This is a genomic window from Streptomyces sp. NPDC020192 (genome assembly GCF_044388685.1).
Lineage (GTDB): Bacteria > Actinomycetota > Actinomycetes > Streptomycetales > Streptomycetaceae > Streptomyces.
Genome location: NZ_JBIRXG010000027.1, coordinates 14,694 through 27,157, shown reverse-complemented (window position 1 = coordinate 27,157; position 12,464 = coordinate 14,694). Strand labels below are relative to the sequence as shown.

General features: G+C 71.0%; 11 protein-coding genes. 5 read left to right on the top strand and 6 right to left on the bottom strand.

Going from position 1 to position 12,464, the window contains the following annotated elements:
- Positions 1 to 68 precede the first annotated feature (68 nt).
- Positions 69 to 1,286: a macrolide-inactivating glycosyltransferase gene (gene mgt / locus ACH47Z_RS36965; protein ID WP_399081739.1), complete on the top strand. Its 1,218-nt coding sequence runs from the start codon at positions 69 to 71 to the stop codon at positions 1,284 to 1,286.
- A gap of 133 nt (positions 1,287 to 1,419) precedes the next feature.
- Here mgt and ACH47Z_RS36960 read toward each other — a convergent pair whose 3' ends face one another.
- Complete coding sequence (locus ACH47Z_RS36960; protein WP_399081737.1) at positions 1,420 to 3,663, bottom strand: MMPL family transporter; 2,244 nt, start codon at positions 3,661 to 3,663, stop codon at positions 1,420 to 1,422.
- Between the two features lie 413 nt (positions 3,664 to 4,076).
- Between ACH47Z_RS36960 and ACH47Z_RS36955 the strand changes: the two genes are divergently transcribed.
- From ACH47Z_RS36955 to ACH47Z_RS36940, 4 genes are all read left to right on the top strand, one after another.
- Positions 4,077 to 4,628 carry a DUF1697 domain-containing protein gene (locus ACH47Z_RS36955; RefSeq protein ID WP_399081735.1) on the top strand — a complete coding sequence of 184 codons (552 nt, stop codon included), beginning with the start codon at positions 4,077 to 4,079 and terminating at the stop codon, positions 4,626 to 4,628.
- Positions 4,629 to 4,676: 48 nt separating this feature from the next.
- The gene (locus ACH47Z_RS36950; RefSeq protein WP_399081733.1) at positions 4,677 to 5,687 is read left to right on the top strand and encodes a ketopantoate reductase family protein; all 1,011 of its coding nucleotides are present in this window, start codon (positions 4,677 to 4,679) and stop codon (positions 5,685 to 5,687) included.
- Between the two features lie 94 nt (positions 5,688 to 5,781).
- Positions 5,782 to 6,441 (top strand): DsbA family protein, encoded by a 660-nt coding sequence (locus ACH47Z_RS36945; RefSeq protein WP_399081731.1) that lies wholly within the window; start codon positions 5,782 to 5,784, stop codon positions 6,439 to 6,441.
- Positions 6,442 to 7,014: 573 nt separating this feature from the next.
- Positions 7,015 to 7,311 carry a hypothetical protein gene (locus tag ACH47Z_RS36940; protein ID WP_399081729.1) on the top strand — a complete coding sequence of 99 codons (297 nt, stop codon included), beginning with the start codon at positions 7,015 to 7,017 and terminating at the stop codon, positions 7,309 to 7,311.
- Positions 7,312 to 7,369: 58 nt separating this feature from the next.
- Here ACH47Z_RS36940 and ACH47Z_RS36935 read toward each other — a convergent pair whose 3' ends face one another.
- The 5 genes from ACH47Z_RS36935 to ACH47Z_RS36915 form a co-directional block, all read right to left on the bottom strand.
- Positions 7,370 to 8,107, bottom strand: a complete 738-nt coding sequence (locus tag ACH47Z_RS36935) for a sirohydrochlorin chelatase (RefSeq protein WP_399081727.1) — start codon at positions 8,105 to 8,107, stop codon at positions 7,370 to 7,372.
- Positions 8,108 to 8,109: 2 nt separating this feature from the next.
- Positions 8,110 to 8,994, bottom strand: coding sequence for an ABC transporter permease (locus tag ACH47Z_RS36930; RefSeq protein WP_399081726.1), 885 nt, complete (start codon positions 8,992 to 8,994; stop codon positions 8,110 to 8,112).
- Positions 8,981 to 9,784 (bottom strand): ABC transporter ATP-binding protein, encoded by an 804-nt coding sequence (locus ACH47Z_RS36925; RefSeq protein ID WP_399081724.1) that lies wholly within the window; start codon positions 9,782 to 9,784, stop codon positions 8,981 to 8,983. The genes ACH47Z_RS36930 and ACH47Z_RS36925 overlap by 14 nt, the downstream gene beginning before the upstream one ends.
- A gap of 12 nt (positions 9,785 to 9,796) precedes the next feature.
- Positions 9,797 to 10,906 carry an aliphatic sulfonate ABC transporter substrate-binding protein gene (locus tag ACH47Z_RS36920; RefSeq protein ID WP_399081722.1) on the bottom strand — a complete coding sequence of 370 codons (1,110 nt, stop codon included), beginning with the start codon at positions 10,904 to 10,906 and terminating at the stop codon, positions 9,797 to 9,799.
- Positions 10,907 to 11,129: 223 nt separating this feature from the next.
- On the bottom strand, positions 11,130 to 12,464 hold the full coding sequence (locus ACH47Z_RS36915; protein ID WP_399081720.1) for a sulfate adenylyltransferase subunit 1: 1,335 nt from the start codon (positions 12,462 to 12,464) through the stop codon (positions 11,130 to 11,132).

The following is a 12,464-nucleotide window of genomic DNA, read 5'->3' as shown; positions in this document are numbered from 1 at the left end:
TCGCATTCGCACGGCGCACGAAAAAAACAGCTTGGACGAGACGTATCGTCTCGCCTAGCCTGGGGTGCATGACCCGTCCCGTGACCAGCCCAGCCCACATCGCCATGTTCTCCATCGCCGCGCACGGCCATGTGAACCCCAGCCTGGAGGTGATCCGTGAACTCGTCGCCCGGGGTCACCGGGTCACGTACGCCATCCCGCCGGCGTTCGCCGAGAAGGTGGCCGCCACCGGGGCACGGCCGGTGCCGTACACCTCCACGCTGCCCGGACCGGACGCCGACCCGGAGGCCTGGGGCGCCACGCTGCTGGACAACGTGGAGCCCTTCCTCACGGACGCGATCCAGGCGCTCCCGCAGCTCATCGAGGCCTACGACGGCGACGAGCCCGACCTCGTGCTGCACGACATCGCCTCCTATCCGGCCCGTGTCCTCGCCCACCGCTGGGGCGTCCCGGCGGTCTCTCTCTCACCGAACCTCGTCGCCTGGGAGGGGTACGAGGAGGAGGTCGCCGAGCCGATGTGGGCCGAACCGAGGAAGACCGCGCGCGGGCAGGCGTACTACGCCCGGTTCGAGGCCTGGCTCAGGGAGAACGGGATCACTCAGCACCCGGACCCGTTCGCCGGCCGCCCGACCCGCTCGATCGTCCTCATCCCGAAGGCCCTCCAGCCACACGCCGACCGGGTCGACGAACGCGTCCACACCTTCGTCGGCGCCTGTCAGGGGGACCGTGCCGAGCAGGGCGACTGGCAGCGGCCGGCCGGTGCCGACAAGGTCGTGCTGGTGTCCCTGGGCTCGGCCTTCACCAAGCAGCCCGCCTTCTACCGCGAGTGCGTCCGCGCCTTCGGGGACCTGCCCGGCTGGCACCTGGTCCTCCAGGTCGGCCGCCATGTGTCCGCCGCCGAGCTGGGCGACGTGCCGGCCAACGTCGAAGTGGCGGGCTGGGTACCGCAGTTGGCGATCCTCCGGCAGGCCGACCTGTTCGTCACCCACGCGGGTGCCGGCGGCAGCCAGGAGGGGCTGGCCACCGCCACGCCGATGATCGCCGTACCGCAGGCCGTCGACCAGTTCGCCAACGCCGACATGCTCACGTCCCTGGGCGTCGCCCGGCGACTCGACACCGAACAGGCCACCGCCGACCGCCTCCGCGAGACCGCCCTCGCCCTGGTGAACGACCCGGAGGTGACCGGCCGCCTGAAGACGATCCAGGCGGAGATGGCCGAGGAGGGCGGCACCCGGCGGGCGGCGGACCTGATCGAGGCCGAACTGGCAGGGCGGGCGGTGGAGTAGGCCCGGGTTTCGCCTGCCCGCTTGTGTGGGTGCCGCCTTTCCGCGGGACGGGAACCGCCTCCACACGCCCACCCACCCGGCGAGGGCCCGTCGACGTCCCCGGAGTCGACGGGCCCTCGTCAGCGCGGCGGACTCAGACGGTGAGCCGCTCCCCCTCGTCCCGCGCGTCCCGCGCGGCGGCCGGCTCCGGTGACTCGTCGTGCGTGAGGTCGGGCAGCCGGTGCAGCCACTTCGGCAGGTACCAGTTGCGCTCGCCGAGCAGGGCCATCACGGCCGGCAGCAGCACCCCGCGGATCACCGTCGCGTCGATGAGGACCGCCGCGGCCAGGCCGACACCCATCTGCTTCATGGACTGCATCGACAGCGTGCCGAAGATCGCGAACACGGCGACCATGATGACCGCGGCGCTGGTGACGACACCCGCCGTGGTGACCACGCCGTGCCGGATCGCCTCCCGTGTCTCAAGGCCGCGCGAGCGGGCCTCGCGGATCCGGGAGACGACGAACACGTGGTAGTCCATCGACAGCCCGAACAGGATCACGAAGAGGAACAGCGGCAGCCAGGTCACGATCGCGCCGACCCCCTCCGCGCCCACCAGCGAGGCACCCCAGCCGTGCTGGAAGACGGCGACGAGGATGCCGTAAGCCGCGCCCACCGACAGCAGGTTGAGCACGATCGACGTGATCGCGACGGTCAGCGAGCGGAACGACAGCAGCATCAGCAGGAAGGCGAAGACCACCACGAAGACGAAGACCGGGACGACGGAGCCGAGCAGCTGGTCGTTGAAGTCGTGGTTGCCGGCGACCTGTCCGGTGATCGGCGCCTGCACCCCGGCCACCTTGCCGAGCGTGGCGGGCCGCACCTCGTCGCGCAGCTTCTCCAGGCTCTTGACCGCCTGGTCCATGTCGGAGCCGCCGACCAGCGGTACGGAGACGACGGCGACGTTCTGCGCGTCGTGCAGCCGGATGTCGACCGGGCCGCGCGAGGCGCCCGAGGAGATCGCCCGCTGCTTGAAGTCCGCCAGCGCCTGCCGTACGTCGGGGGCGTTGATGTCCTTGGCCCTGACGACGACCTGGGCCGGTTCGCTGCCGCCGGGGAAGGCGTCGTTGACCCGGTCGTAGGTCTGCACGATCGACAGCGACTTGCCGAACTCCTGGTCCAGGGTGAGCTGTTGGGTCTTCATGCCGAGCGCGGGCGCGGCGATCGCCAGCAGCACGCCGGCCGCCACGGCGACGGAGACCAGCGGCCTGGCCAGGACGACCCGCAGCACCGCCGTCCAGAACCGGCTCTCCGAAGTGCTCTTCCGGCGACGCCTCAGGAACGGGATACGGCCCTTCTCGACCCGCTCGCCGAGCAGCGACAGCAGCGCGGGCAGCACGGTCACCGAGCCGACCATGGCGACCGCCACCACCATCAGCGAGGCCAGACCCATCGCCTCGAACTCGGGGAGCCCGGTGAACAGCATGCCCGCCATCGCCACGCACACCGTGACACCGGAGACGATGATCGCCCGGCCGCTGGTGGCGGCGGCGATCCTGAGCGCGGCACCAGGATCCCGCCCGGCGGTCCGCTCCTCGCGCTCACGGCGCAGGTAGAACAGGCAGTAGTCGACGCCGACGGCCATACCGACCAGCAGCATCACGGAGTTGGCCGTGTCACTCATCGGCTGCAGATGGCTGACGACGCCCATCAGACCCATCGTCGCCATGATCGCGGTGATCGCGAGGGCCACCGGCAGCAGTGCGGCCACCAGCGCGCCGAACGCGATCAGCAGGATGCCGAGCGCCACCGGCACCGCCGAGTACTCGGCCTGCTTGAAGTCGTCGCCGAAGGCGTCCTTGTACTGCTTCTGCATGCTGGCGCCGCCGATCTCCTCGATCCGCAGGCCACTGTGCTGCTTCTGCACCCCGGCGACGGCGTTCAGCACCGGCTCGATCCGGTCGACGGCCGTCTTGGCGTCGCCCCGCACGTCGAACTGGACCAGCGCGCTGCGCCCGTCCCGGGAGATCGTGTGCGTGGTGTACGGCGAGGTCACGCCGGTGACCTTCCCGGTGCCCTCGACGGCCTTCACCACGTCGGCGACGGCGGCCCGGAACTCGCTTCCGGTCGCCGTCCCGGCACCGTCCTTCGACTGGATCAGGACGGTCTCGCCTGCGGGCTGCTTGATCCCCGCGTCGTCGATGATCTTCGCGGCGGTGTGCGTCTCGCCCTTGAGCTGGTTGCCCTCGTCCACGTCGACCCGGCCCGCCGCCGAGCCGAGTCCCAGCGCCAGGACGACGAACAGCACCCATATGCCGACGGCCGCCCAGCGGTGCCGGGCGCTCCAGCCGCCCGCGCGGGCGGCCAGCCCCCGCACCCGCACCTGTGTGTTCCCCATGACGGGTCTGCCCCCTCGTGTGCGGTGACGGCCCCCTGCCGCCACGTCTTGCCTGCTCCACAACGACCGTATGGGCCGGTTAAAGGCGTCTCGTCGTGCTGGTCGGTGAACTGCGCGAGTGGCCTCTCCGCACTGGGAAGGACGACGGCCCCTTACATCTATCCGGGCATCTCGGGGACGCGTCTCGGGGTCGGAACCGGCCATACGGCAGACAGGGCCCGGGACAAGGGATGTCCGTTCCGCCGCCAGCGCTCCGGTTTGTGATGACGAAAGCTTGTTGAACAAGTCACAGCTGCGTGGAGAGGTTGCTCCGACCCCCGCTGATCAGCGAGAGTTTCGCGCAGCCCGCCTCGCGCGGGCCCGGCCGTCGTGCCCACCCCCACGGGGCACGACGGCCCCTCTACGCTGACCGGATGACGACCTACGCGGCGCTGTTGCGCGGAATCAACGTCGGCGGCGCCAGGAAGCTGCCCATGGCCGACCTTCGCTCGCTTCTGACCGGCCTCGGCCACACCGGCGTACGGACCTATCTGCAGAGCGGCCAGGCCGTCTTCACCAGCACCCGCGGTGAGGAGGCCTCGCTGGCCGCGGAGTTGAGCCGGGCGATCGAGGAACGCTTCGGCTTCCCGGTCGACGTGCTCGTGCGCGCCCACGCCTATCTCAAGGCCGTGGCCGAGAACTGCCCCTTCCCGGCAGCCGAGTTGGCGGCCAGGCAACTGCACGTCACGTACTACTCGGGGCCCGTCGCCCCGGACCGCTACGCGGACATCGACCAAACCGCCCATCTTCCCGAGGAGTTCCGGCTCGGCGACCGCTGCCTCTACCTCTACGCCCCCGACGGTCTCGGCCGCTCCAAGCTCGCCGAGGCGCTGGGCCGTACCCGCCCGACCAAGGGACTGATCGCCACCAGCCGGAACTGGAACACCGTGGTCAAACTGGTGGAGTTGACGGCTCAGGACGAGTGAACGGAAGCCCGCCGATACCGGGCACGTGCCGTGTGCGAGGCTCGCCTCATGCGCTACATCATCATCGGGGCGGGAGCGGTCGGCGGGACCGTCGGCGGTCGGCTCGCCCAGGCCGGGCGCGAGGTCGTCCTCGTGGCACGCGGCAAGCACCTGACGGAACTCGACGCACACGGACTCCGACTGCGGGTTCCGGAAGGGGAGTCGACGTACCGGTTGCCCGCCGTCGACGGGCCCGGCCCGCTCGGTGAGCTGCGCGCCGACGACGTCCTCGTCCTCGGCGTGAAGACCCAGGACACCGTCGCCGCGCTGGACACCTGGGCCGGGGCACCGGTCGCGGGCGGCGGTACGGCGGGCGAGCGGCTGCCGCTCGTGTGTCTGCAGAACGGTGTGGAGGGCGGCCGGCTGGCGCTGCGCCGTTTCCGGCACGTGTACGGCGTCTGCGTCTGGCTGCCCTCGACCTTCGTGGAACCCGGCGTCGTCTCCGCCGCCGGCACCCCGCTCACCGGCATTCTGCACCTCGGCCGGCTGCCGCACGGCACCGACGACACCGCTCGCCGGATCGCCGCCGACCTGGCGGACGCCCGCTTCGAGGCGCCGGTCGTCGAGGACGTGGCCCGCTGGCAGTACGCCAAGCTGCTCGCCAACCTGAGCAACGCCATCGAGGCGCTGACCGGAACCCGCGACACCGAGGCCGCCCAGGCGCTGTTCACGCGCGTGCGCGCCGAGGGCAAGGCCGTGCTGGACGCCGCCGGGATCGCGTGCACGAGCGACGCGGAGCAGCGCGCGGCCCGCGGCGACAAGGTGACCCTGGTGCCTCTGGACGGCACCCCGCGCGGCGGCGGCTCCTCCTGGCAGTCCCTCGCCCGGGGCACCGGCACCATCGAGGCCGACTACCTCAACGGCGAGATCGTCCTGCTCGGCCGGCTGCACGGCGTGCCGACCCCGCTGAACGAAATGCTCCAGCGACTCGCCAACCGGTTCGCACGCGAGCAGCGGGCCGCCGGGTCCCTGCCGGTCGAGGAGCTGGTGCGCAGGGCCGACGAGGCGGCGCGGGCCTGAAGGCGAGCAGGGATCGGATCAAGCCAATTGGACCAAGAAAACAAGAGGCAAATGGGCCGGGATTGCACACCATTGACCGACTAGCGTCAGTGCCATGACACACAGCGACACCGCTACCGACATGGTTACCACCACCGGCACCGAGTCCGCCCGTACCCGGGTCGACTTCTTCTTCGACCCGGCCTGCCCCTTCGCCTGGATCACCTCCCGCTGGATGCTGGAGGTCGAGCGGCAGCGCCCGCTCGACCTCCGGTTCCGGCCCATGAGCCTGTATCTGCACAACATCGGCAACGAGCTCCCGGACTGGTACCGGGACCTGGTGGACCGTTCGATCGGCCCCGTGCGGGTCGCCGTGGCCGCGGCCGAGAAGCACGGCGAGGAGGTGCTGCGCGACCTCTACACCGCTTTCGGCACCCGTATCCACGAGCACGGGATCAAGGACTTCGACGAGGTGATCGCCGCGTCCCTGGCCGAGCTCGGCCTCCCCGCCGGCCTCGCGGCCGCCGCCCACGACCCGTCGTACGACGACGCCGTACGCCGCAGCCACGAGGCCGGGACCGAGCCGGAGACGGGCGCCTACGTCGGCACGCCGACCCTCCACGTCGACGGCACGGTGTGGTTCGGGCCGGTGCTGCGCGCCGTGCCGCGCGGCGCCGAGGCGGCCGAACTCTTCGACAGCTTCCGGGTGCTGGCCCGCCACCCCGACCTGTTCGAACTCAAGCGCACCCGCACCGGCGCCCTTCGCTTCGACTGACCCGCGGCCGGTTGGCCGATAAACGCCCTACAGGCGCCCGCAGTTCGCCTCGCCTGTGACATACGGGCCGGGCCCGGCGCAGAACGAAGAGCCACCGGGTCCGACGTCACAGGGGAGCGCCGGACCCGGTGGCCTTGTACCACGTCCTCGCCCCCCGATGGCACCGCTCGCCGAACCTCGCGACAAATTCGTCCGGTTGTCCCTAGGGTCAGAGCGCGAACGGCCGCGGCAGGACGGTCGGCGCCGCAGCGCGAACGGCCGGAGAGGGACGGATGAGCGGGACGGACAGCACGGGCGGAGCGGCACCGGCGGTGTCGCCGACCCCCGCCCGTACCGTCCTCCGGCGCCCTCCCCTGTGCAGCCCGGTCAACGGACGCCGATCACCCGGATGGGTGGAGATTTTCGGCCCACTTCGCGCCATCGTGACCGCCCGGGGCCTCGTCCGCCCGGCGGACGCCCGCGACGGCGCCGTTCGACCGCACACGCGCGGCCGTGAGGTCGGTAACGTCAGCGGCCCCTGCACCCCAACCACCCTCCCCCCACGCCTCTTTCGGGGCAGATGTGAGGACAGACATGAGCACCTACGGCTTCGGCGACCACGGTCGCATGGGCCTCAGCGACGGCCCACCCGACCTGGAGACCCTCATGGCCGCGGCGGACCGCCTCACCGAGGCGCTGCACGCCGAGTACCCCGGGCTCGTCCGGTACGGCGAGTCCATCCAGCGTGAGCTGGCCCTGTCCGCCGAGGACGGCCTGCCGCCCAACCGGGGCAAGATCCGCACCGCGCTGGAGGAGATCGCCGTCGTGGCGAGCGCCGGCACCACCAGCCTCACCATCATCCAGCACCTTTTTCACGCGTTCGACCTCTGACCGGCCGGAGCCGCGCCGCCACGCGGCTCCGGACCCCGGACACCGCCCGCCGGTGCGCTCAGGCGCCCAGCGCCGCCAGCGCCGGCCGGCGGGCCGCGTCGTAGCGCTCCAGCAGCACCCGCGCCACCTCCGGCGCCGGACCCAGCACGTCCGCCCGTACGTCCGCCCCGGCCGCGCCCCGCGCGATGCGGTCCGGCAGAAAGCCGGGGGCCAGGACGTACGGCGCGACGGCGACCCGCTCACAGCCGAGGGCGCGCAGCTCGGCCACGGCGTCCTCGGTGCGCGGAAGGGACGCGGAGGCGAACGCAGGCCGCACGGCGCACCAACCGGTGTGCCACCACTCCCGCGCGATATCGGCGATTCCCTCGATCGCCTCCGGGTCGGAGGACCCCGCCGAGGCCAGCACGACCCCGGTCGAGGACTTGTCGGCGGGCGTCAGCCCCGCCTCGTACAGTCGCCGCTCCAGCGCGTCCAGCAGCAGCGGCGACGGGCCGAGCACGTCCGCCTGCCGGATCCGCAGCCGCGGCGGGGCGTCCCGCAGTACGGCGGGGATGTCGGCCTTGGCATGGAACGCGCGCGTCAGCAGCAGCGGCAGGGCGACCACGTCCCGCACGCCTTCCGCCGCCAGCGACTCCAACACTCCATGTACCGACGGGACGTTGAAGTCCAGGAACCCGGTCTCCACGCGCAGCCCCGGCCGCAGCGACCGTACCCGCTCCACGAGGGCGTGCACGGTCGCCGCGTGCCGCGGATCGCGGCTGCCGTGGGCGATGACGAGAAGGACCGGGGCGCGCATGGTCAGCCCTTCACCAGCAGACCGCGGCTGCGCAGCACCCACCGCTCCAGCGGGCTGAAGATCAGCAGGTCGATCGCGATGCCGACGAACAGGATCAGGAAGATCGCCTCGAACACCATGGACATGGAGCTGGCGTTGCGGCCGTTCTCCAGCAGCGCGCCCAGACCGATGCCCAGGTCGGGGGAGGACGCGATGATCTCCGCGGCCATCAGCGAACGCCAGGAGAACGCCCAGCCCTGCTTCAGCCCGGCCAGATAGCCCGGCAGCGCGGCCGGCAGCACGATGTGCCAGGCGCCCTTCAGCCCGGTCGCGCCCATCGTGCGGCCCGCCCGCAGGAACAGCGGCGGCACCTGGTCGATGCCGGACACCAGACCGTTGGCGATGGACGGCACCGCGCCGAGCAGGATCACCGCGTACATCATCGAGTTGTTCAGGCCCAGCCAGATCACCGCGGGCGGCACCCACGCCACCGACGGCAGCGACTGCAGACCGGACAGCACCGGTCCGATGGCCGCGCGCAGGAACTTCACCCGGGCCACCAGCAGCCCCAGCGGGGTGCCGATGGCCAGCGCGAACAGGAAGCCCAGCAGACCGCGCGAGACGGACGTCCAGATGTAGTCGAGCAGCGTGCCCTGCAGCCAGGCCTGCTTGAACTCGCCCGCCACGTCGGCAGGCGACGGCAGCTTCGTCGGATCGGTGACGATCTTGAAGGAGATCAGCGCCTGCCACACCGCCAGCACCACGACCGTGGCGACCAGCGGGGGCAGGATCTTGCCGGTGAAGGTCTGCCGGAACGAGGTCCGGGCGGTGACGGCGGTCTCCAGGGCGTCCAGGCCCGCCTCGACGCTTCCCGCGTCCGTGGCGGTCTTCGTCTCAGTGCTGGCCATGGCGGCGGATCTCCCCACGCAGTACTTCGGTGATCTCGAGGGACAGTTCGGCGACCGGCGCGTCCTCGATGCGCCGCGGCTGCGGGATGTCCACGTGCCACTCGCGCGCGATCCGGCCCGGCCGGGACGACAGCAGTACGACCCGCTGGGCGAGCCGCACCGCCTCGCGCACGTTGTGCGTGACGAACAGCACCGACAGGCCCGTCTCCGCCCAGATCCGGGTCAGTTCGTCGTGCAGCAGGTCACGGGTGATCGCGTCCAGCGCGGCGAACGGCTCGTCCATCAGCAGCAGCTGGCTGTCCTGGGCGAGCGCGCGGGCCATGGCCACGCGCTGGCGCATACCGCCGGACAGCTCGTGCACCCGCTTGCCGTACGCGCCCTGCAGCCGGACGAGTTCGAGCAGCCGCTCGGCCCGCTCACGCCGCTCGTTCTTGGCGACGCCCCGGAGTTTCAGGGCGAGTTCGATGTTCTTGCCCGCGGTCAGCCACGGGAACAGGGCGTGCTCCTGGAACATCAGGGCCGGCCGCCCGTTGGTCGTGATGCTGCCGGCGGAGGGCTTGTCGAGCCCCGCCACCAGGTTCAGCAGAGTCGACTTGCCGCAGCCCGAGGCCCCCAGGAGGGTGACGAACTCGCCCGGCGCGACATCGAGACTGATGTCGTCCAGGACGAGCTGCTGCCCGCCGGGGTTCGGATATGACTTCGAGACGTGCTCGATGCGCGCCGCGTGCTCTACGGACTCGGCGGCCTTGGCGAAGGTCGTGGCCATGGTCGTCACCTCCTGGGAACTCATCGGCTACGGGGGTTACTTGACGCCGAGACCGGCGTCGCTGACAGCGGGCTCGCCCGCGGCCTTGAGGATCTGGTTCAGCAGGGTGAGGTCATAGATGCCGTCGAGCTTCGGCTTGTCCAGCAGACCGGCCTTGACCGCGTGCTGCGCCTCGGTGTCCAGCGTGGCGGCCAGCGGGTCGTCGGTGAACTGGATCGACTTCCACGCCGGGTCGAGGACCTTCGCCGAGAGCGCCTTGCCGGAGTCCGCCTCGAGCTGCTTGTTCGCCGCCGCCTTCGCCTGGTCCGGGTTGGCGTTGATCCACTTGTTGGTCTCGACCGAGGCCTTCAGCACCGCCTCGACCGCCTTCGGGTGCTCCTTCAGGAAGGCCTGCCGCACGATGATGTTCGTGATCACGAACTTCTTGTCCGGCCACAGCGACGCCTCGTCCAGCAGCACCTTGCCGCCCTCGGCGACCAGCTTCGAGGCGGTCGGCTCCGGCACCCACGCGCCGTCGATGGAGCCGGACTTGAACGCGTCCGGGGTCACCTTGTTGTCGGTGCGGACGACCGACACATCGCCCTTGCCGCTCTGCGCGTCGACCTTCCAGCCCTGCGAGGCGATCCAGTTGAGGAACGCCACGTCCTGGGTGTTGCCCAGCTGCGGGGTCGCGATCTTCTTGCCCTTGACGTCCTGGAGGGACGTGATCTTCTTCGGGTTCACGACCAGCTTCACCCCGCCGGACGCCGAACCGCCGATGATCCTGAGGCTCTTGCCGTCGGACTTGGTGTAGCCGTTGATCGAGGGGGAGGGGCCGATCCAGCCGATGTCGATGGAGCCGGAGTTGAGGGCCTCGATCTCGGACGGGCCCGCGTTGAAGACCTGGTACGTGGCCTTGGTGGCGCCCAGCTGCTTCTGGAAGAAGCCCTTCTGGTTGGCGACCAGCGCGGTGGCGTGCGTCAGATTGCCGAAGTAGCCGATCTTCACCGAGTCGAGCCCATCGATCTTCTGGGCCCCGGCGACGATCTTGGCGGAGTCGTCCTTCTTGGCGTCGGAGCCGTAGCCGCAGGCGGCCAGAGTGAGCAGCGGAAGTGCGGCGATCGCGGCGATCCCGCGACGGACGAGCGTGGAGCGGATGGCAGGCACGGGAGGTGTTCCTCTCGGTGGCCCGGCGGTCACGGTCTTTCAGGTCGTGGCCGGGAGGTCGGCAGGTCTTCGTCTACGGCGGTGGGGGGTGAGGGCGCGCGAGCGGTGCGCGTACGTCAGCGCACACATCGGGCCACTCCGCCCTGCCCGCTGCCGAGGGCGCCGCTTCCGACGCGGCCGCCCTCCTTCGCGAACGTCGAGTAGAAATCGGGGGAGTTCATGGTCAGAAGTCCCAACCGTCGTCGTCGGCCTCGTCCTTGACCGGCTCCGGGGACGCGAACGACTCGCCGACCATGCCCGCGGTGAGCGTGGTGCCGTCGGACGGGTCGATCAGGATGAAGGAGCCGGTGCGGCGCGAGTCGGCGTAGGAGTCCACCGGCAGCGGCTCGGCGGTACGGATCTTCACCCGGCCGATGTCGTTGGCGGCGAGCTGTCCCGGGTGCGGGTGCAGGGACAGGTCGTCCAGCGTCAGCCGGGACGGGATGTCCTTCACGATGGCCTTGACCGTGCGGGTGCCGTGCTTGAGCAGCACCCGGTGCCCGACCCGCAGCGGCTCGTCGGCCACATGGCAGACGGTCGCCTCCACGTCCTGGGTGGTGGGCGGAGCGTCCTTCGTCGGCACGATCAGATCGCCGCGCGAGACGTCGACGTCGTCCTCGAGCAGGATCGTCACCGACTGCGTCGTCCACGCCACGCCGACGGGCTCGCCCAGCAGGTCGATGCCGGAGATCTTCGTGGTCCGGCCGGACGGCAGGATCGTGACCCCCTCGCCGACCCGGAAGGTACCGGCCGCGATCTGGCCCGCGTAGCCCCGGTAGTCCGGGTGCTCGGCGGTCTGCGGCCGGATCACGTACTGCACGGGCAGCCGGGCGTGGCAGTGCGCCAGGTCGTGGCTGACCGGCACGGTCTCCAGGTGCTCCAGCACGGTCGGGCCGCCGTACCAGACCATGTTCGCGGACGGCTCCACCACGTTGTCACCGGCGAGCGCCGAGATCGGGATGGCGGTGACCTCGGGGACGCCCAGCTCGGTCGCGTACGCCGTGAACTCCTCGGCGATCGCGGCGAACACCTTCTCCTCGTAGCCGACGAGGTCCATCTTGTTGACCGCGAGGACCACGTGCGGGACGCGCAGCAGGGCGGCGATGGCCGCGTGCCGCCGGGTCTGCTCGACCACGCCGTTGCGGGCGTCGACCAGGATCACGGTCAGCTCGGCCGTGGAGGCACCCGTCACCATGTTGCGGGTGTACTGCACATGGCCGGGCGTGTCGGCGAGGATGAAGCGGCGCCGGGGCGTGGCGAAGTAGCGGTAGGCCACGTCGATCGTGATGCCCTGCTCCCGCTCGGCGCGCAGGCCGTCGGTGAGCAGCGCGAGGTCGGGGGCGTCCTGGCCGCGGCTGGCGGACGCCCGCTCCACGGCCTCCAGCTGGTCGGCGAGGACCGACTTGGAGTCGTGCAGCAGCCGTCCGACGAGCGTGGACTTGCCGTCGTCGACGGAACCGGCGGTGGCGAACCGCAGCAGGGTGGTGGCCGAGAGTGCCTCGGTCGTGGTCGTGCTCAT

What these genes read in the sequence shown, in the direction of transcription:
- mgt (WP_399081739.1), top strand. Translation starts at nt 69, where the DNA reads ATGACCCGTCCCGTGACCAGCCCAGCCCACATCGCCATGTTCTCCATC.
- ACH47Z_RS36960 (WP_399081737.1), bottom strand. Translation starts at nt 3,663, where the DNA reads ATGGGGAACACACAGGTGCGGGTGCGGGGGCTGGCCGCCCGCGCGGGC.
- ACH47Z_RS36955 (WP_399081735.1), top strand. Translation starts at nt 4,077, where the DNA reads ATGACGACCTACGCGGCGCTGTTGCGCGGAATCAACGTCGGCGGCGCC.
- ACH47Z_RS36950 (WP_399081733.1), top strand. Translation starts at nt 4,677, where the DNA reads ATGCGCTACATCATCATCGGGGCGGGAGCGGTCGGCGGGACCGTCGGC.
- ACH47Z_RS36945 (WP_399081731.1), top strand. Translation starts at nt 5,782, where the DNA reads ATGACACACAGCGACACCGCTACCGACATGGTTACCACCACCGGCACC.
- ACH47Z_RS36940 (WP_399081729.1), top strand. Translation starts at nt 7,015, where the DNA reads ATGAGCACCTACGGCTTCGGCGACCACGGTCGCATGGGCCTCAGCGAC.
- ACH47Z_RS36935 (WP_399081727.1), bottom strand. Translation starts at nt 8,107, where the DNA reads ATGCGCGCCCCGGTCCTTCTCGTCATCGCCCACGGCAGCCGCGATCCG.
- ACH47Z_RS36930 (WP_399081726.1), bottom strand. Translation starts at nt 8,994, where the DNA reads ATGGCCAGCACTGAGACGAAGACCGCCACGGACGCGGGAAGCGTCGAG.
- ACH47Z_RS36925 (WP_399081724.1), bottom strand. Translation starts at nt 9,784, where the DNA reads ATGAGTTCCCAGGAGGTGACGACCATGGCCACGACCTTCGCCAAGGCC.
- ACH47Z_RS36915 (WP_399081720.1), bottom strand. Translation starts at nt 12,464, where the DNA reads ATGAGCACGACCACGACCGAGGCACTCTCGGCCACCACCCTGCTGCGG.